The sequence below is a fragment of the Thiothrix subterranea genome (assembly GCF_016772315.1).
Taxonomy (GTDB): Bacteria; Pseudomonadota; Gammaproteobacteria; order Thiotrichales; family Thiotrichaceae; genus Thiothrix; species Thiothrix subterranea.
In genome coordinates, this window is record NZ_CP053482.1 from 1,057,826 (window position 1) to 1,076,714 (window position 18,889).

Sequence of the window (18,889 nt, forward strand, 5' to 3'; positions counted from 1 at the left end):
GCTAGAAATATTTTATTGTTAACGTTACCTCTCCAGCTTGATAGTATTTATTAATTACTCTCACCCACATTCATAGACGGGGAGTATCCATCTTGTCTTTTTCAGAATTAGGCTTAAATCCAGAGTTTGCGGCTAAAATTGAAGCTGCCGGTTATGAGAATCCGACTGACTTACAAAAGCAGTTGATTCCTCTCATCGCCCACAATAAAAGTGTCATTGTGTGGACACAATCGGCTTCCGGCAAGACCGGCGCATTCCTGATTCCTGCCATCAACTACGTGTTAACCAATCCGATTGAAGAGCAGCGCCACACCCGTGTACTGATCTTGACCTCGCGGCGCGACCGGGTGAATCAGATCAATTACACGATTAAACGCTTGATGGGTGATGAACAGCAAATTCGTTCCGGTTTCATTGTCAGCGGTCGCCCTTATCAGCCGCAGATGCGTTTATTACGCCGCCCACTGGACTTAATGATCGCCACGCCGGGACGTTTGAATGATCTGGTTGACAATAACAAAGCCGATTTTTCCAAGCTGGAAATGCTGGTCATTGATGACCTCAGCGCGATTTACCACAAAGGTCTGCATGGCTTGGTAAACAAAATTCTCTCGGAACGCACCACTGCCTGCCCCGTCATTGCGTTTGTACGCCCGGAAAATGACATTACCGGCTATGCGCGTGCCGTGTTAGCAGGTGCCGAAGAGCTGGAAGTCGATGATGACCGCAACCCGCTGTTGCTGATTCCACAAGTCGTGCATCTCGCAGACGATTACACCCACAAAATTGCCCTGATGGATCATTTACTGGATGAGTTTTCCGGCGAACCTACCGTTATTTTCACGATTACCACCAAAGTTGCTAAAGCACTCGCCGAAAGCCTTGCGAATCACGGGCATACCGCCGAGGTTGCATCCGACCTTCCCGAATCCGAACGCAATGGCACTTCCGCCCCGATTCTGATCTATGCCGATCAAGACGGCTTGCACCCTAACCTGCAAGGCGCTGAACACATTATCAACTTCGAGCTGCCGCACAAGGTAGAAGATTACGAAGCACGTCTGCAAGGGCTTAGCCCAGAACGTGAAGAAGCCGTGATTGCCGTGGTATTACCGCGTGAACGCGACAACCTAAAATTGATTGAAACCTTTTTGGGTGATTCGATCGAACAATGCACCTTGCCGGGTCTGGCGCCGCTGGAACACACCTCTGGCTTCACGCCATCCGTGCGTTCCCCTCGCAGCAACCGCAGCAATAGCGGCGGCGGACAACGCCAACACAGCGGCAACGGCGGCAATCAAGGCGAACGCGGACGTCCATCACAGAACCGTTCTTCCGGCGGCGCACCGCAAAACCGCCCCGCACATCAAGGGCAAGGCGGCGGGCGCAGCAACAACCCCAACCAGCAACAAAATGCGCCACGGCGTGACAACCGTCCTGCCACAGGTCAAGAACAATCGCCAGCCAATGCCGCTGATCGTCAACAACGCAAAGGCCCTTATGGTCGCCTAAACGGTGGCGCACAACGCAAGCGTGACGGCGGGCCGTACACCGGTGGCAGCAATCCAGCGCCACGCCGCGAACAAGGCGGTTCTTACGAAATCGGCAGTTGGGAAAAACCCAATTACACGCCGCAAGACGAAAAGCCTAAAACCGATAAGCAAGTCGTTATCCGTTACAAGGAAAAACGCCGTATTTTGACGAAATAAAGTAGAACCCTCATGCTGCAAGACACGGAAGAACTGCATCGCAAACTGGCAGAACTCACCCAAGAACACCGCGAATTGGATGAAATGATTGCAGCATCGCTGCAAGAATCGAATACGGATCAGCTCAAAGTTTCGCGCCTGAAAAAGCGCAAACTGCTGTTAAAAGACATGATTTCACGGATCAATAGCCAGTTGATTCCCGATTTAAACGCCTGACCACAAACTGCGGATGGCAGCTATGCCTTGCCCGCCATGTTGCCGAGCAGTTATTGCATGATCAGAGGTCATGCCACCGAGTGCATAAACCGGCAGATTGACGTTTTCCACCGTTGCGGCGAATGCTACCCACCCCAAATGGGCTTCACCCGGATGCGATAATGTCGGCAATACTGGCGAGAGAAACGCGAAATCCGCCCCCAACGCTGCCGCCTGCTGCAACTCTGCCGAGCCATGACAAGACGCCGATAACCATTGCCCCGGCAATAAGGTGTCGCGCAAACCGGCTTCTGCTGTCAACAATTGCCGACTGGTTAAATGCAAACCATCTGCCTCCGCCAACATAACCGGCGGAGAATTCAACACAATCTTGGCACCAAACGCATGACTTAACTGGATAACCTCATGCGCCAAAGCCACGTACTCTGAAGCCGCCAACGTCTTTGCCCGTAATACCACCAAACGCACCCCAGCCTGCAAACATTGCTGCAACTGCTGCAAAAATTCGGTGGAATCGTGTGGCTCAGGGGTAATCAAACACTGGGCGGGCAAACGTGCCGCAGTAACAATCGGCGCATTCGCAGGCGGAAATTCCAATGCGGGCAATTGTTCTGCATCAAACCACGCCACGGGTTGACCTTCGCGCCCGTGAGCAGTGCCACTAAAGGCCGTCACTTCCCACACATCCAACAACACCGCCAGCTCAGGATACACGTGGCGAATCTTAATGAGCGGCTGTGCGTGTTGAAGCTGAATACCGAGTTCTTCCTCAAGCTCACGGCTTAAGGCGTGCAGCGGAATTTCGCCGGATTCGACTTTACCGCCGGGAAACTCCCACTTGCCGCCCTGATGTTTATGGGCAGGGCGTTGCGCTAATAAAATCTTGCCCGCCGCGTCACGGATAACTGCCGCGACGACGTGCAAATACTTAGCTGCGGTATTCGGCATTGATTTTGACGTAATCGTAGGAAAAATCACACGTCCACGTGGTTGCCGCCGCTTCACCACGCCCTAAATGGATGCGAATAGGAATTTCATCACGCTTGGTTTCTGCCGCGCCCAATTCCTCGTAGTAAGTGGGAGCCGGTTCGCCGTTTTCGATCAGCAAGGTTTTTCCCAACCAAATACTGATGCGGCTGACATCCAAAGCGTCAACTTGGCTACGCCCAACAGCAGCAAGAATACGCCCCCAATTCGGGTCACTGGCAAACAAAGCCGTTTTAACCAATGGTGACAACGCAACCGTGTTACCCACCACCCGCGCTTCGGCACGGGTTGCCGCCCCTTGCACCTCAATGCTGATGAATTTGGTAGCACCTTCGCCATCACGCACAATCGCTTGCGCCAAATACAGACAAATTTCCAGCAATGCTTGACGGAATGCGGGCAAACCATCGCCACCCACATACACCCCGGAACTGCCGGTTGCCATCACAATCAGGGAATCATTGGTTGACGTATCGCCATCCACCGTGATGCAGTTAAAGGTTTCTTCCACCACTTCATTCAGCAAGTCTTGCAGAATAGTCTTTTCAACCAATGCATCGGTTGCCACATACGCCAACATGGTGGCCATATTGGGGTGAATCATGCCCGCACCTTTGGCAATCCCGGTGATCGTGATGGTTTCGCCAAAGATTTGCACCTGACGGCTGATGGCTTTCGCCACCGTATCGGTCGTCATAATGGTACGCGAGGCTTCCATCCAGCCCGCTGCATCCAGCTTAGCAAAAGCTTCCGGCAAGGCAGCAGTGATTTTATCCACCGGCAATTGCTGACCAATCACGCCGGTCGAAAACGGCAACACTTGCTCCGCCCAACACGCGCCCTGTTGCGCCACTTGCTCACACGAAGCACGCGCTGCTTGCATTCCCTGCTCACCCGTTCCCGCATTCGCGTTACCGGCATTGATCAGCAAATAACGCGGATTAGAATGCAGCAAATTGTGACGGCACACGTGCACCGGTGCGGCACAAAACGCATTGCGCGTGAATACCGCTGCCGTATGACTGCCCGGCTCCAACTCAATCAGCAACACATCGTTACGGTTTTTGTAACGAATGCCCGCATTGACCGATGCCAAGCGCACCCCAGCAATCGGCAATAAGGTATCAGGTGCCTGTAAATTCACTGCCATCTGAGCGCCTCCCGAATAAACTTAGACTAATTGACCGTGACAATTCTTGTACTTTTTGCCAGAACCGCACGGGCAAGGATCATTCCGCCCTACTTTCACGCCATCGCGTTCGTAAGCTTGTTTATCGCCCACAACCGCATCCACCACTTCATCATCTTCCAAGGCATTGCCCGCATCAGGGTGCGAAAATGCCATCGGCTGTGGCTCATGCTCTTCCAACGCTGCGAGGGCTTGTTGCGGCTCTTGCAATTGAATGTGCATCAGGAACGCCACCACATCGTGCTTGACGCGATCCAGCAATTGCTCAAACATTTCAAAAGCTTCACGCTTGTATTCCTGTTTCGGATTTTTCTGCGCATACCCACGCAAACCGACGCTTTGGCGCAAATAATCCATGGCTGCCAGATGTTCTTTCCATTCACCATCCAACACATGCAACATCACATCGCGTTCCAACCGACGCATATTCGGCTCACCGATCATCGCCTCTTTTTGCTGAAGTACTGCCGCGACCTGTTCTTGAATCCGGTCACGTAAGCCCTCTTCGTGCAAATTTTTCTCAGTTGCCAACCATTGCTTGAGTGGCAAATCCACGCCGAAATCGGTGTACAGTTGCTTGTAAAGCCCTTCCACATCCCATTGCTCATCAATGCTACCGGGTGGAATGTGTGCCGCCATCATCGCATCGACCACATCTTCGCGGATGGCATCAATGGTGTCTTTAATATCATCCACTTCCAGCAAATCGTTGCGCTGGGAATAAATCACCTTACGCTGATCGTTGGCGACGTCATCGTATTCCAGCAAATGTTTGCGGATGTCGTAGTTGTGCGCTTCCACTTTACGCTGGGCATTTTCGATGGATTTGGAAACCAACCCCGCCTCAATCGCTTGACCTTTTTCCATGCCCAAGCGTTGCATCATGCTTTTCACCCGCTCAGAGGCAAAAATGCGCATGAGGTTGTCTTCCAATGACAGGAAGAAACGGGAAGAGCCGGGGTCGCCTTGCCGACCGGAACGCCCGCGCAACTGGTTATCAATGCGACGGGATTCGTGACGTTCAGTACCGAGAATGTGCAAACCACCCGATGCGACGACCGTATCATGGCGTTTCTGCCATAATTCACGGAGTTTGCGCAATGCTTCGGGATCAGGGTTTTCACCCAGTTGCTTAACTTCCTCTTCCATACTGCCGCCGAGCACGATGTCGGTACCACGACCGGCCATATTGGTCGCAATCGTGACCGCACCGGGGCGACCCGCATTCGCGACAATGTGTGCTTCACGCTCATGCTGCTTGGCATTCAAAACTTCGTGCGGAATACGCAGTTCTTTGAGCTTATTGGAAACCAATTCCGAGGTATCAATGGATGCCGTGCCCACCAATACCGGGCGACCTTTCGCCACTTCGGTTTCAATTTCTTTAATGATAGCGTCGTATTTTTCTTCAGCCGTCAAGTAAATCAAATCGTTGGAATCAATGCGCACCATCGGACGATGCGTGGGAATCACCACCACTTCCAAGTTATAGATTTGTTGTAACTCGAACGCTTCGGTATCGGCTGTCCCCGTCATCCCCGATAGTTTTTCATACAAACGGAAATAGTTCTGGAAAGTAATGGATGCGAGCGTCTGATTTTCAGCTTGAATTTCGACTTTTTCTTTGGCTTCAATCGCCTGATGCAAGCCTTCCGACCAACGTCTACCCGGCATGGTACGCCCGGTGAATTCATCGACAATGACGATTTTGCCGTCACGCACAATGTAATCCACGTTACGCTGGAACAAGGCGTGCGCACGCAACGCCGCCCCCAAATGATGCAACACGCTGATGCTGACAGTATCGTACAGCCCCTGACCTTCCGGCAAAACACCGGCTTGCCACAGCAATTGCTCAGCACGTTCTTGCCCTGCTTCGGTCAAATACACTTGGCGGGCTTTTTCATCGACCGAATAATCGCCCGCGCCTTCCTCTTCCAATTGCTTGGTCAAGGTCGGGATAAGCTGATCAATCGCCATGTAAAGCTGCGAAGCGTCGTGGCTAGGGCCGGAAATAATCAACGGGGTACGCGCTTCATCAATCAGGATAGAGTCAACCTCATCCACAATCGCGTAATACAAATCGCGCTGCACCCGGTCTTCTTTACGGAACGCCATATTGTCACGCAAGTAATCGAAACCGAATTCGTTATTCGTGCCGTAAGTAATGTCTGCCGCATACGCTTCACGGCGTTGCTCAGAACTCAAACCATTGATAATGACACCCGTGGTCAGCCCCAAGAAACCGTACAACTGCGCCATCTGCGCCGCGTCACGTTGCGCCAAGTAATCGTTAACGGTGATGACATGCATCCCATTACCCGGCAACGCATTCAAGTAAGCCGCCAGTGTTGCCACCAAAGTTTTACCTTCGCCGGTTTTCATTTCGGCGATTTTGCCGTCATTCAACACCATGCCACCGATCATTTGCACGTCGTAATGGCGCATTCCCAAGACGCGATGCCCCGCTTCACGCACCACCGCAAACGCTTCCGGCAGCAAGCTTTCCAGCGTTGCATCCTGTTGCAGGCGTTCACGGAATTCGGTGGTTTTTGCCGCTAATTGGGCATCAGACAGCGCTTTGTACTGTTCTTCCAGCGCATTGATTTTCTTGACGGCTTTGGAATAAGACTTGACCAGACGGTCATTGCGGCTGCCAAAAATCTTTTTGGCTACAGAACCCAGCATACGTTTACTCTCTTGTATCCTTTCCAAACAGAAAGTCCGATGAACGCCATGCAAACACAGCATTACACCGGACGGTTTGTGTCATATTATATACGGTTTAACCGGCTGTACGGTGAATTATTCTTCGTGACCAAGGTATTCACGCGGGTCAACCTGTGCACCGTGCTTTAGCACTTCCAAATGCAAGTGCGAGCCGGTGGAACGCCCAGTGCTACCCATCCATGCCACATTGTCGCCTTTTTTCACCACTTCGCCTTCGGCAACTTTAGTCGTGCTTAAATGCGCGTAGCGGCTGATTAAACCGTCACCGTGATCCACTTCCACCACATTGCCGTAGCCGTCATTGCGATTGCCTGCGAAAGACACGACACCGCCGCCGACCGCATAAATTTCAGTGCCATGCGGCCCGGCATAATCCACGCCTTTGTGCATTTTCTGGCGACCGTTAAACGGGTCACGCCGAAAACCGAACTCAGAGGAAATATAACCGCTGCGCACCGGTCTGCCGCTCGGCGAGATCTCGGATTGCACACTCATGCCTTCCAGAATTTGATCCAACGTCGCTAACATGCCTTTTTGACGGTCAAGGTTGTTTTCGACCAACTCAAACGATGCCAGAAACTCATTCGACGATAACTTGGGAACGATTACTTCCACATCATCACTCGCCAAACCACCACGAGCGGGCTTGGCATCCAGCGAGAATTCTTGCGGGTCGAGTTTAGCTTTATCAGCCACACGTTTAGCCAAGGCATTCAAACGCGCTATTTCGGCTTCGAGTGTGCCTAAACGGGCGGAAAGCGTATCCACATCCACGGTGTAATTGGCGTATGCCTTTTTAATTTGTTCAACCGTGGAAATTTGTTGCTCTAATGCCGTCAACAGCTTACCCGCATCGTTCTCAGACACTTCCGCATTCGGTGGCGTCGCATCGAGCCGGTAAAGCCCCAACATTTGGTTAACCGAAAGCCCCACCAATAGCAAAGCAACCATGCCTGCGGGGATAATTAGGTGCTTCCACGGGTGAAGCATAAACGACGAACGGCGTGTGCCGTCATCACTAAGACAGATTACCTGCATGATAGTAAATCTCTTGGATTCCTCACTGACTCAAAAAATGCGACCATAGGGTTTATAATAGAATATTGCGGGTTCAGGAATTCACCAAATATGATGAAAAAAATTGATCGGTTGATTAGCAAGGGGTTTGATGAGAGATTGCATCAACTGGATCGACTCACGGTAGAAATCGCACGTTTCTTTGCCGTTCCAACAGAAAACCGTTTTTGGCCTTTATTAAAAAACCAACGCATAACACTCCTGACCGATGACCCTCATTTTGCTACGCAAGCCCGCTTTCAGCAGCACTTGTTATGCAAATATTTAAGCAAATGCTTAAACACTAACATTCGCGGAATAGATATTAAGGTCATCGGCTTACATCTTGCAAGCATTGAACAAAAAACGAGCGAATTTAGGGTTTCCAGCAATACAGCCAGTATCATGAAAAGTATCGCGCAAAGCATTGATGATAAAGAACTTAGGGAAGCGATAGAGCAACTGGCAAAGACTGCCAGCCGCCCGGTGCAAGGGATCAATTAGATGCCAGCAAACGCATAGCTATCGGCGAAAATGGCTTGTTCTTTTTGTTTATCGGCCAGCGTCACCATTTCCCACGCATCTTGGCGCTGGAGCAATTCTCGCGCCAGTAAGTTATTAATAGCATGACCCGACTTATGCCCTTGATAAGCGCCGATAATGCCATGCCCTAAGGTATACAAATCGCCGATTGCATCCAAAATTTTGTGACGAATAAATTCATCGCGATAACGTAAACCGTCTTGATTCAGCACGCGGAATTCATCCAACACAATCGCGTTTTCCAAACTGCCGCCCAATCCCAAATTGCGGGAACGCAGCATTTCCACATCGCGCATGAAACCAAAGGTTCGCGCCCGCGCAATTTCGCTGGCATACGCTTGGCGCGAAAAGTCGATTTCCAAGGATTGTGCCGTGGCGCTGACCGCCGGATGATCAAATTCAATTTCAAAGCTGGCTTTAAAACCGGCATAAGGCAGTAATTTTGCCCAACCGTTGCCACGGCTTGCCTCAATGGGCTTTTTAATGCGAATAAAACGCTTGGGTGCTTTGAGTTCCTCAATGCCTGTGGAGAGCAGCAAATACAGGAACGGTGCGGCGCTGCCATCCATGATAGGAATTTCAGCAGCATCCAAATCCACGTAAAGGTTATCTATCCCTAAACCCGCTAACGCTGACAGCAAGTGCTCAATCGTTGCCACTTTAGCATCGTGATGAATGAGCGCCGTGCATAACATGGTTTCACCCACCAATTCGGGGTGAAGCTCAATCAATGCGGGGGGAGTCATATCAACCCGGCGAAATACAATGCCGGTATTAGAAGGTGCAGGGCGTAATGTCATCGAGACTTTCGTGCCGGAATGCAAACCGATACCGACAGTCGATACGGTTGTTTTAAGTGTGCGTTGCCTTAACAAGGTAAACTCCCTTTCGTTGTTGGCGCGTTATTTTTTAGAATACGTGAATTCTAGTCGATTTGAGTTATTAGAGCCTGAACAAGTTTCCATAAACTTTCACAAATCGCTGTATAGAATCATTATTTCTATCAATAGCGTAGCATTGACGCCCCCGCTGGCGTTGAAGCAGTAGCCTCAACGCCTCGACGGGCATGTCGATTAATCAACGAAATTCAAAACTGCACACTTAGTCCGCTTGCTTGCGTAGAAAAGCCGGAATATCCAAGCTGCTTTCAGTGCCATTGCGGATATACGTGGGGGTATCACGCACCGCCCCGTAAGAACCTCTGACACCAGGCACATCCTGCGCCAATACCACCGGTGGTAGATCGCGCACACGGTTACGTTGCTCATTGACCACTGCTTGCTGTTGCGCGTGACGATCCATGCCTCTGACAGGCTGCTGCTGACCGACAACCGACAACGCTGGGCGTGCTGCCGCCGTCACGCCGCCTTCTTCCAAACCCGTCGCCACGATGGTGACACGGATTCTGTCGCCGAGTTCTTGATTCAACGTCGTGCCAATGATCACATTCGCATCATCCGCCGCGAATTGACTCACCACCGCACCCACTTCCTCGAACTCGTGCATGGTCATATCCAAACCACCGCTAATGCTGACCAGAATGCCATGCGAGCCGTCCAAGCGGATGTCTTCCAATAACGGGCTGGAAATCGCCATTTGTGCGGCCTTAGACGCACGGTCTTCACCTTGCGCCTCACCCGACCCCATCATGGTAACACCACCGTTCATCATGACCGCACGCACGTCCGCAAAGTCAACGTTGATCAAGCCGGGGTTAGTGATCAATTCAGCAATGCCCTGCACCGCTTTCAGCAATACATCATTAGCGGCTTCAAACGCTGACAGCAATGACACATTCTTGCCCAACGACGTCAGCAATTTCTGGTTAGGAATGGTAATCAAAGAATCCACATGCTTGTGCAATTCCGTAATTCCCGCATCCGCCGATTTCTTGCGGCGTGAACCTTCCATCAAGAACGGGCGGGTAACGACCGCTACCGTCAGAATCCCCATATCACGCGCAATTTCAGCAATGACGGGAGCTGCACCCGTACCCGTGCCACCGCCCATCCCGGCAGTAATAAACAGCATATCGGTACCGCTCACCAATTCCTTAATGCGCTCACGGTCTTCAATCGCGGCTTCACGCCCGATTTCAGGGTTAGCACCCGCGCCCAAGCCTTTGGTCAGCGAAGTACCCAGTTGCAACACACTCTTCACGCCGATGCCAGCCAAGGCTTGGGAATCGGTATTCGCACAAATGTATTCAACGCCTTCAATGCCAGATGCCAACATGTGCTTGACCGCATTGCCGCCGCCACCGCCGACACCGATGACTTTGATTGCAGCGCCTTTGGCTGCACTGTCCATTAATTCAAACATGCCCGTATCTCCGACTGTTAAAAATTACCGTTAAACCAGCTTTTCAAGCGATCCCACCAGCCATCTTCCGTCGACATAACGCCGGGAGTGGGATAAGTGCGCTTGGTGCCATATGCCTGCTGTGCCATCCCGTACAGCAGTAAGCCTACCCCAGTGGAATGGATAGGGTTTTCAACTTCACCACGCAGGCCGCCCATGTTGCGAGGCATACCGATGCGTACCGGCATGTGAAACACTTCTTCGGCTAACTCACGCACTCCCCGCATTTTGGAAGAGCCGCCCGTCAACACGATGCCTGCGCCAATGCGTTCCTCATAACCGCTGCGCCGCAGTTCCTGAAGCACCAGTGAAAATAATTCTTCGTAACGCGGTTCAATCACCGACGCTAAGGTCTGTACCGACAAACTGCGTGGTTCGCGTTCGCCCACGCCCGGTACTTCAATCAACTCGTCTTCATCAACAAGCTGGCGTAGCGCCCGACCGTGTTTAATCTTAATCTCTTCCGCGTGTTGCGTTGGCGTTCTGACCGCGACCGCAATGTCATTGGTGACTTGATCACCTGCAATCGGAATCACCGCCGTGTGGTGAATCGAACCGTTCATGAACACCGCAATATCGCTAGTGCCGCCACCAATATCCACGAGGCAAACGCCCAGTTCCTTCTCATCCTCTTCCAACACGGCATAGCTAGACGCGACCTGTTCCAGAATAATGTCTTCCACGTGTAAACCGCAACGCTCCACGCACTTAACCAAATTCTGTGCCGCACTGTGCGCCGCCGTCACCAAATGCACCCGCGCTTCCAGACGCACGCCTGACATGCCAATCGGCTCACGAATACCTTCCTGCTGGTCAATGATGTACTCTTGGGGCAATACATGCAAAATACGCTGATCAGCAGGCACTGCCACCGCCCGTGCCGCATCCATCACGCGATCGACATCGCTGAGCGTGACTTCCTTATCCTTAATCGCCACAATCCCGTGAGAATTCAGGCTACGCACATGGCTACCGGCGATACCGACGTATACCGAGCGAATTTGGATGCCCGCCATCAATTCGGCTTCTTCCACTGCACGTTGAATCGACTGAATGGTGGATTCAATATTCACCACCACGCCTTTTTTCATGCCCCGTGAAGGGTAAGAACCCAGACCGATAATCTCCAAACGTCCTGCGTCATTGACTTCACCGACCAAGGCCACCACTTTAGATGTACCCAAATCCAGCGCTACAATCACGTTATGTTCTTTCTTTGACATCACTCACTCCTGCGAATCGGCGCGTTGACTCCCGCGAGCCGACTGGGGATTTCTTCCATTCCACTGCAAAACCATTGGTATAACGCAAGTCTACTCGCCGTATATTGCCTAGTTTTTTGGCTAATTCCTGCTGAAAACCAACGCGAAAGCGTTGTATCCGGCGTTCCTGATCTTCGCTGCCGATCATGACTTCCGGGCCATCTTTAATTTTTAAACGCCACGAACCGCTGACATCCTCGGTCAGTTCCGAAACTTCCAGTGGTAAACCTTTTAGCCATTCCTTGACTTGCAGATAGCGTTCAGCGATTTCGCGCCCCTTATCCTCTGGGCTATATAACGTTGGCAATAACCCACGTATAGAGGATAGGTCAGCACTAAATAATTCACCGTATTTATTCATCAGGCGTTCTCGCCCCCAAAACGCCACCGGATGTTGCTCTTCGATGCCCACAATCAAGCGATCAGGCCAAGCTTTACGCAAACTAACCCCACGTACCCACGGCAACGCTTTGAGTTCAGTTTCTAGCACATTCACATCCAGCAGATATAAATTGGTTTGCTGATACTTATCCGTAACTGCTTGTAACTCTGTATCTTTGATGAACTTGCGCTCGCCTTGTAGATCAATCCGACTAATGGATAGGTTTTCGGGGTTATTGAGCATTGCTCTCACCCCTAAGCTGCCTGCCAGCAACATAACACCCACCACCAACACCGCAATCAGCTTCCATAAAACCGGCGAAACTTCAGCCAAACGGAAGCTTGCATGATTAGGTTTAGCAGTTTTACGGCGTGGTGGTGTTGCCATTACAGCGTCGTCTCCAAAATGCGCACAACCAGCGCGTTAAAATCCATTCCAATCGCACGAGCGCCCATTGGCACCAAACTGTGATCCGTCATACCAGGGTTTGTATTGACTTCGATCAGCCACGCTTTGCCTTGGGCATCGCGCATCAGATCAACCCGACCCCAGCCGCGCCCGCCAACTGCGGCGAAAGCTTGCTGTGCCAGCACTTGCATGGCCTGCTCTTCCGTCGCATCCAAACCACAGGGGCAAAAATAATGCGTGTCATTCGAGATGTATTTGGCTTCGTAATCGTAAAACTCACCCGGCACTTCCAAGCGAATCAGGGGCAATGACTCGCCAGCAACGATTCCGGCGGTGTATTCCGCACCCGTGATCCACTGCTCAGCAATCACCACTGCGCTGCATTGTGCCGCTTTGTGGTAAGCGCCTGCCAAATCCGCCGCCACTTTCACTTTGCTCATGCCGATGCTGGAACCTTCCGTAGCCGGTTTCACCATCAGCGGCAAACCCAACTCGGCAACCACGGCATCAAAATCGGTAGCCGCCGTCAGCACCCGATACGCCGGTGTTGGCAAACCCGCGCCCGCCCAGACCCGTTTGGTCATAAGCTTATCCATGCTGATCGCCGAAGCCATCACGCCACAGCCGGTGTAGGGCAAACCGAGAATTTCCAGCGCACCTTGCAACACGCCATCTTCGCCACCAGCACCGTGCAGAATATTAAATACCCGATCAAAGCCACCGTCTTGAAGTGTCTTAATAATGTTACGGTCAACATCAATGCCGTGCGCATCCACGCCACTGGCTTGCAAGCCCGCCAGCACTGCCGCGCCACTTTTCAGCGAAACTGGGCGCTCGGCTGCCCAACCACCGTACAACACCGCGACTTTGCCGAATTTAGCCGCCAGATTCTGACTCATGCGCCACCCTCCGGTTTCAGCATCAGTTTTTCGGGCAAACTCGCGGCTAATGCACCCACGCTGCCCGCACCTTGAGTCAAAATCACATCGCCATCCTGCAACACATGCTTCAAGACCCCAGGTACGTCTTCCACATCAGTCACAAAAATCGGGTCAACTTTGCCACGGATACGAATCGCCCGTGCCAACGCCCGCCCATCCGCGCCCGGAATCGGCTGTTCGCTGGCGGGATACACATCCATCAACACCAGCACATCAGTTTCCGACAACACTTGCGCGAAATCTTCAAACAAATCGCGAGTACGGGTGTAACGGTGCGGCTGAAACACCTGCACCAAGCGGCGCGTCGGCCAGGCATTCCGCACAGCCTCCAGCGTCGCTTTCATTTCACGCGGGTGATGCCCGTAATCATCGACCAAAGTTGCCTGCTTACCCGGCGCGAAAGTAATGTCACCGTATTGCTGAAAACGTCGCCCCACCCCGTCAAATTTGCGCAAACCATCCATAATGGCCTGATCGGACACGTCCAGTTCCGCCGCAATTGCAATCGCTGCCAGTGCATTCAAAACGTTGTGACGCCCCGGCAAATTCAGCACGATGTCCAAGGTGCGATTGCCCTTGACGCAATGCACCGTAAAATGGCTTTCCGTCCCCACAAAGCGCAGGTTCGTCGCCCGCACGTCCGCTTCCTGATCAATGCCGTAAGTGACGATAGGTCGCCCAACGTCCGGCATGATTTCGCGCACGTACTCATCATCCACACACAACACCGCCAACCCATAGAATGGCAAGTGATGCAAAAATTCCACAAACGTTTGCTTCAACTTATTGAAATCATTGCCGTAGGTGGACATGTGGTCTTCGTCGATATTCGTCACCACCGCAATCATCGGTTGCAAGTGCAGGAATGACGCATCGCTTTCATCCGCCTCTGCCACCAGATATTCACCCGTGCCGAGTTTGGAATTGCTGGCTGAACTGTTCAGCTTGCCACCGATTACGTAAGTCGGATCCATCCCGCCTTCCACCAGCAAACTCGTGGTCAAACTGGTCGTCGTGGTTTTACCGTGCGTACCCGCCACCGCAATGCCCTGCCGGAAGCGCATCAATTCCGCCAACATTTCCGCACGGCGCACAATCGGCAAACGTTTTTCACGCGCCGCCACGATTTCAGGGTTAGTCGCATCAATCGCGGTCGACACCACGATCACATCCGCCCCCTCAACATTTTCTGCGGCATGACCTTTGTAAACCGTAATCCCCAGCGATTCCAAGCGGCGCGTCATCGCGCCCTCTGCCACATCCGAACCGGATACCTGATAGCCCAAATTGGCGACCACCTCAGCAATACCGCCCATCCCCGCACCACCGATACCGATGAAATGCAGCCGATTAATGCGTTTGCGAGCCAGATCGTCCTTGCCTATTTTCATTGTTGTTTTCCTGCTGAATTATCGAAATCATAACCGGCGTAAGCGGCACAAATCGCTGCCACTTGTGCCGTTGCATGAGGCTTAGCCAACGTGCGCGAAGCGATGCTCATTTGCCGCAAACGGGCGCGATCCGTACACAACTCTTTTAATACGCTCGCAAGTTTTTCCGGGGTTAAATCGCGCTGCTGAATCAATAACGCTGCGCCGTTTTCCGCCAAGTAATTGCCGTTCGCGGTCTGGTGGTCATCCACCGCGTGTGGATAAGGCACTAACACTGCCGCCACGCCTGCCGCTGCCAATTCAGCAATGGTGAGCGCACCGGCACGGCAAATCACCAAATCCGCCCATGCATACGCTTCCGCCATGTCCTCAATAAACGGCATCACGTCTGCTTCAACACCGGCGGCAGCGTATTGGTGGCGGGCATCGTCAATGTTTTTCACGCCAGCTTGGTGACGCACCCTCGGACGAATTACTGCATCCAACTGCGCCAAGGCTTGCGGAACCATCTGATTCAAAGCTTGCGCCCCCAAACTGCCCCCAACCACCAATACATGTACCGGCTCATCGTCACGGTCAACCAAGCGCTCCAGCGGCGCGGGCAAACTGGCAATATCCAAACGCACCGGATTGCCGGTTGCCATCACCTTTTGGCTGGCAGCAAACGTGCCGGGGAAACCTTCCAACACCCGCCGACTGACACGCGATAACAGCTTATTGGTTAAACCTGCGACGGCATTTTGCTCATGAATCACTACCGGCTTGCCCAGCAATGCCGCCATTAATCCACCGGGGCCTGCCACAAATCCGCCCATGCCCAATACCGCAGCAGGCTGATGTTTGCGCACGATTTGCAGCGCCTGCCACAACGCCCGCACCAAATTCACCGGCGCTAATAACAATGCCCGCAAGCCTTTGCCACGCAAGGCACTGACATCCAACCACACCATTTCAATACCGGCTTCGGGAATCACTCGTGCTTCCAAGCCTTTGCGCGTCCCCATCCACACCACGGGAATCCCTTGGGCGATCAAGGCACGCGCCACTGCCAAACCGGGGTAAACGTGCCCACCCGTACCGCCTGCGGTAATCATAATCGGACGCTGCTGTTTACTCGCCACGGGTAGTCCTCCGAATCGCACGGGCTTTGGGTGGTTTGGGCGCACGCACCTCCGGCAAACCAAACTGCACCAATTGGGTTTCACGATGCACCCGCATCAATAACGCCATTGCCATCAACGTGATCAACAAACTGCTCCCGCCATAACTCATCAACGGCAAGGTCAAACCTTTCGGGGGCAATACCGCCAAGTTCACCCCAATATGCAGAATGACCTGAAACCCTATCCAAAACCCAATGCCATAAGCCACATACGCGCCAAAATGTTTACCCGCTTTGTCCGCCTGAAAGCCAATCACAAACGCGCGTAACACCAGCCAGCCGTACAAACTCAACACCACCAACATGCCTATAAAGCCGAACTCTTCCGCCAATATCGAGAAAATAAAATCGTTGTGCGCTTCCGGCAGGTAAAACAACTTCTGGATACCGCCACCCAAGCCATTGCCAAACCAACCGCCGTCACCAATAGCCATCAGCGCATGAACGGTCTGATACCCCTTATCGGCTTCGTGCGCCCACGGGTTCATCAACGCATCCCAACGATCGCCGCGATAGCCCATCATCGACACCGGAATCATTACCAAAATCGCGCCACCAATCAGGATACCCAGCCGTTGCAGCGGCACGCCGCCCAAAAACAGCAACGACAAACCCGTGACGAAAATAACAATCGTCGAACCAAAATCCGGCTCCAGCAATAACAAGCCACCCGTGACCCCCAACACCACCAAGGGAATCAATAAGGGCTGATAAGACGGCGACGTTGCCAAGCTTTTCCCGTGGCGAATCAAGTAACCCGAAAGATACAGCAGCATAATCAGTTTCGCCAGCTCCGACACCTGTATCGCCATAAAGCCCAAATTCAGCCAACGCCGACTGCCATTCACTTCCTTGCCAATACCGGGAATCAGCACCAACACCAACAACACCAGCACCAGCGGCAATAGACGCACGCCTAATTGCTGCCAGAAATCCACCCGAATTTGGTACATCCCCAGCGCCAACACCACCCCAATCGCCAGATAGAACGTCTGGCGTTGCAGGTAAAAATACGGGTCGTTGTACTGCTTTTCTGCCACCCATAACGACGCTGACGCCAACATCACAATCCCAATTCCAATGATTGCCAGCAACGCAATCAGCAAATCACGATCCACATAACGTGACCAAAAATTGTTATCCGGGGCATCCAACGTCAAGGTAGGCAGTTTAATCATGGCAGGCTCCTGACTTCCGCAGTAAACACGTCACCGCGATGCACATAGCTTTTGAACATATCAAAACTCGCACAAGCCGGTGACAGAAGCACGTTATCCCCAGCTTGCGCCAGTTCTGCTGCGATAGCCACGGCATCCGCCATATCATGCGCAAACACATACGGGGCGTAACCTTCCACCACATCCGCGATTTTGTTACGGTCTTCGCCGATCAAAACCAGTGCTCGTGCTTTTGCCATTGCCACCGCACGTAAGGGCGAAAAATCTGCCCCTTTGCCCTGCCCACCCGCAATCAACACGGTTTTGCCGGGCAAACCAGCCAAAGCCGCCAGCGTCGCGCCAACATTCGTACCTTTGGAGTCGTTATACCAATTCACCCCAGCGCGTTCGCGAACCCACTGGGTGCGATGTGCCAAGCCGCTGAATTCGCGCAAAGCTGCCAACATACCATCCAGCGGAATACCTGCCGCCTCACCCAACGCCAGCGCCGCCAGTGCATTCGCGTAGTTGTGCTCACCCGGCAACTTCATTTCATCCACGTCCAGCAACAGGGTTTCACCCTTGGCTAACCAGCGTTTACCCGCGTGTTCACGCAGACCGTATTGACCGTCTGTCGGAATATCCAAGCCAAAACTGACGCTTCGACTGCGCTCAGCGTCCGTCAAGTCTGCCAGCATCGCCATTACCACCGCATCGTCACGGTTTACTACCGCGCATCCACAATGTTGGTACGCAACTTGCTTGGCGGCGGCATAATCAGCAAAGCTGGAATATCTGTCCATGTGGTCTTCGCTGACATTTAAGACCACCGCTGAAATAGCGCGTAGTGATTGGGTGGTTTCCAATTGAAAGCTGGAAAGCTCCATCACATACAAATCTGGCGTGGGCTGTGCCAGCAAATCCAGCGCGGCATAGCCCAAATTGCCACCCGCGTAAGACTTCATCCCGGCTTTTTGCACCATTAAATCCACCAGCGTGGTGACACTGCTTTTACCGTTAGAGCCGGTAATCGCAATCACGGGGGCTGAGGCTTCGCGCACAAATAACTCAATGTCGCCAATGATTGCCGCACCGCGTTCACCGGCTGCATGGATTTCCGGGGTCGCAATCGCAATGCCGGGGCTGACCACCAAGGTCGCAGCACTGGCAAACCAAGCAGCGGCTTCAGCAAATGCCCCAAAGTGGTAAGGCGTTTGTGGAAACTCTGCCAGCAACTCAGCCTTGCCCGGTGGGTTAGCACGGCTATCCACCACCGCAAACGCCATCCCACGCGCCTGCAAATGCCGCGCAACCGATAACCCGGTCTGACCTAAGCCAACCACCAGCGTATCCCAATTGTGCATTTGCATTGTCATACCAGCGTCACTCATTGCC

16 protein-coding genes are annotated in these 18,889 nt (G+C 52.7%); 3 read left to right on the forward strand and 13 right to left on the reverse strand.

Annotated features, from left to right (window positions below; translation table 11 throughout):
- Positions 1–92 precede the first annotated feature (92 nt).
- Both HMY34_RS05055 and HMY34_RS05060 read left to right on the forward strand, forming a co-directional pair.
- Positions 93–1,709, forward strand: a complete 1,617-nt coding sequence (locus HMY34_RS05055; protein ID WP_202718209.1) for a DEAD/DEAH box helicase — start codon at positions 93–95, stop codon at positions 1,707–1,709.
- 12 nt (positions 1,710–1,721) lie between these two features.
- Complete coding sequence (locus tag HMY34_RS05060; RefSeq protein WP_202718210.1) at positions 1,722–1,925, forward strand: YdcH family protein; 204 nt, start codon at positions 1,722–1,724, stop codon at positions 1,923–1,925.
- Here HMY34_RS05060 and HMY34_RS05065 read toward each other — a convergent pair.
- The 4 genes from HMY34_RS05065 to HMY34_RS05080 all read right to left on the reverse strand — a co-directional run bounded on the left by HMY34_RS05065 (position 1,914) and on the right by HMY34_RS05080 (position 7,869).
- Positions 1,914–2,873, reverse strand: coding sequence for a Nudix family hydrolase (locus HMY34_RS05065; protein WP_202718211.1), 960 nt, complete (start codon positions 2,871–2,873; stop codon positions 1,914–1,916). The two genes, HMY34_RS05060 and HMY34_RS05065, sit on opposite strands and share 12 nt — an antisense overlap.
- Complete coding sequence (gene argJ / locus HMY34_RS05070; protein ID WP_202718212.1) at positions 2,854–4,062, reverse strand: bifunctional glutamate N-acetyltransferase/amino-acid acetyltransferase ArgJ; 1,209 nt, start codon at positions 4,060–4,062, stop codon at positions 2,854–2,856. The genes HMY34_RS05065 and argJ overlap by 20 nt, the downstream gene beginning before the upstream one ends.
- A 21-nt stretch (positions 4,063–4,083) precedes the next feature.
- Positions 4,084–6,789, reverse strand: coding sequence for a preprotein translocase subunit SecA (secA, locus tag HMY34_RS05075; protein ID WP_202718213.1), 2,706 nt, complete (start codon positions 6,787–6,789; stop codon positions 4,084–4,086).
- Between the two features lie 117 nt (positions 6,790–6,906).
- Positions 6,907–7,869: a M23 family metallopeptidase gene (locus HMY34_RS05080; protein ID WP_202718214.1), complete on the reverse strand. Its 963-nt coding sequence runs from the start codon at positions 7,867–7,869 to the stop codon at positions 6,907–6,909.
- A 90-nt stretch (positions 7,870–7,959) separates the two neighbouring features.
- Here HMY34_RS05080 and HMY34_RS05085 point away from each other — a divergent pair, with 90 nt between their 5' ends.
- On the forward strand, positions 7,960–8,391 hold the full coding sequence (locus HMY34_RS05085; RefSeq protein WP_202718215.1) for a hypothetical protein: 432 nt from the start codon (positions 7,960–7,962) through the stop codon (positions 8,389–8,391).
- Here the strand turns inward: HMY34_RS05085 and lpxC are convergent.
- The 9 genes from lpxC to murD form a co-directional block, all read right to left on the reverse strand.
- On the reverse strand, positions 8,388–9,305 hold the full coding sequence (gene lpxC, locus HMY34_RS05090) for a UDP-3-O-acyl-N-acetylglucosamine deacetylase (protein ID WP_202718216.1): 918 nt from the start codon (positions 9,303–9,305) through the stop codon (positions 8,388–8,390). The two genes, HMY34_RS05085 and lpxC, sit on opposite strands and share 4 nt — an antisense overlap.
- Before the next feature lie 226 nt (positions 9,306–9,531).
- Positions 9,532–10,752 (reverse strand): cell division protein FtsZ, encoded by a 1,221-nt coding sequence (gene ftsZ, locus HMY34_RS05095; RefSeq protein ID WP_202718217.1) that lies wholly within the window; start codon positions 10,750–10,752, stop codon positions 9,532–9,534.
- A 17-nt stretch (positions 10,753–10,769) separates the two neighbouring features.
- A complete protein-coding gene (gene ftsA, locus HMY34_RS05100) occupies positions 10,770–12,014 on the reverse strand; it encodes a cell division protein FtsA (protein WP_202718218.1) in 1,245 nt (414 codons plus the stop codon).
- Positions 11,995–12,822 (reverse strand): cell division protein FtsQ/DivIB, encoded by an 828-nt coding sequence (locus HMY34_RS05105; protein WP_202718219.1) that lies wholly within the window; start codon positions 12,820–12,822, stop codon positions 11,995–11,997. Before HMY34_RS05105 ends, ftsA begins: the two co-directional genes overlap by 20 nt.
- Positions 12,822–13,742, reverse strand: a complete 921-nt coding sequence (locus tag HMY34_RS05110; RefSeq protein ID WP_202718220.1) for a D-alanine--D-alanine ligase — start codon at positions 13,740–13,742, stop codon at positions 12,822–12,824. Before HMY34_RS05110 ends, HMY34_RS05105 begins: the two co-directional genes overlap by 1 nt.
- Positions 13,739–15,175: a UDP-N-acetylmuramate--L-alanine ligase gene (gene murC, locus HMY34_RS05115; protein WP_202718221.1), complete on the reverse strand. Its 1,437-nt coding sequence runs from the start codon at positions 15,173–15,175 to the stop codon at positions 13,739–13,741. The genes HMY34_RS05110 and murC overlap by 4 nt, the downstream gene beginning before the upstream one ends.
- On the reverse strand, positions 15,172–16,296 hold the full coding sequence (murG, locus tag HMY34_RS05120; RefSeq protein ID WP_202718222.1) for an undecaprenyldiphospho-muramoylpentapeptide beta-N-acetylglucosaminyltransferase: 1,125 nt from the start codon (positions 16,294–16,296) through the stop codon (positions 15,172–15,174). The genes murC and murG overlap by 4 nt, the downstream gene beginning before the upstream one ends.
- Positions 16,286–17,515 carry a putative lipid II flippase FtsW gene (gene ftsW / locus HMY34_RS05125; protein WP_202718223.1) on the reverse strand — a complete coding sequence of 410 codons (1,230 nt, stop codon included), beginning with the start codon at positions 17,513–17,515 and terminating at the stop codon, positions 16,286–16,288. Before ftsW ends, murG begins: the two co-directional genes overlap by 11 nt.
- On the reverse strand, positions 17,512–18,870 hold the full coding sequence (gene murD, locus HMY34_RS05130; RefSeq protein WP_202718224.1) for a UDP-N-acetylmuramoyl-L-alanine--D-glutamate ligase: 1,359 nt from the start codon (positions 18,868–18,870) through the stop codon (positions 17,512–17,514). The genes ftsW and murD overlap by 4 nt, the downstream gene beginning before the upstream one ends.
- Between the last annotated feature and the right edge of the window lie 19 nt (positions 18,871–18,889).

Excerpts from the sequence above, each read along its gene's own strand:
- HMY34_RS05065 (WP_202718211.1), bottom strand. The coding sequence starts at position 2,873 with ATGCCGAATACCGCAGCTAAGTATTTGCACGTCGTCGCGGCAGTTATC.
- secA (WP_202718213.1), bottom strand. The coding sequence starts at position 6,789 with ATGCTGGGTTCTGTAGCCAAAAAGATTTTTGGCAGCCGCAATGACCGT.
- murC (WP_202718221.1), bottom strand. The coding sequence starts at position 15,175 with ATGAAAATAGGCAAGGACGATCTGGCTCGCAAACGCATTAATCGGCTG.
- HMY34_RS05105 (WP_202718219.1), bottom strand. The coding sequence starts at position 12,822 with ATGGCAACACCACCACGCCGTAAAACTGCTAAACCTAATCATGCAAGC.
- argJ (WP_202718212.1), bottom strand. The coding sequence starts at position 4,062 with ATGGCAGTGAATTTACAGGCACCTGATACCTTATTGCCGATTGCTGGG.
- ftsZ (WP_202718217.1), bottom strand. The coding sequence starts at position 10,752 with ATGTTTGAATTAATGGACAGTGCAGCCAAAGGCGCTGCAATCAAAGTC.
- ftsA (WP_202718218.1), bottom strand. The coding sequence starts at position 12,014 with ATGTCAAAGAAAGAACATAACGTGATTGTAGCGCTGGATTTGGGTACA.
- HMY34_RS05080 (WP_202718214.1), bottom strand. The coding sequence starts at position 7,869 with ATGCAGGTAATCTGTCTTAGTGATGACGGCACACGCCGTTCGTCGTTT.
- HMY34_RS05060 (WP_202718210.1), top strand. The coding sequence starts at position 1,722 with ATGCTGCAAGACACGGAAGAACTGCATCGCAAACTGGCAGAACTCACC.
- HMY34_RS05110 (WP_202718220.1), bottom strand. The coding sequence starts at position 13,742 with ATGAGTCAGAATCTGGCGGCTAAATTCGGCAAAGTCGCGGTGTTGTAC.
- HMY34_RS05085 (WP_202718215.1), top strand. The coding sequence starts at position 7,960 with ATGATGAAAAAAATTGATCGGTTGATTAGCAAGGGGTTTGATGAGAGA.
- murD (WP_202718224.1), bottom strand. The coding sequence starts at position 18,870 with ATGACAATGCAAATGCACAATTGGGATACGCTGGTGGTTGGCTTAGGT.
- ftsW (WP_202718223.1), bottom strand. The coding sequence starts at position 17,515 with ATGATTAAACTGCCTACCTTGACGTTGGATGCCCCGGATAACAATTTT.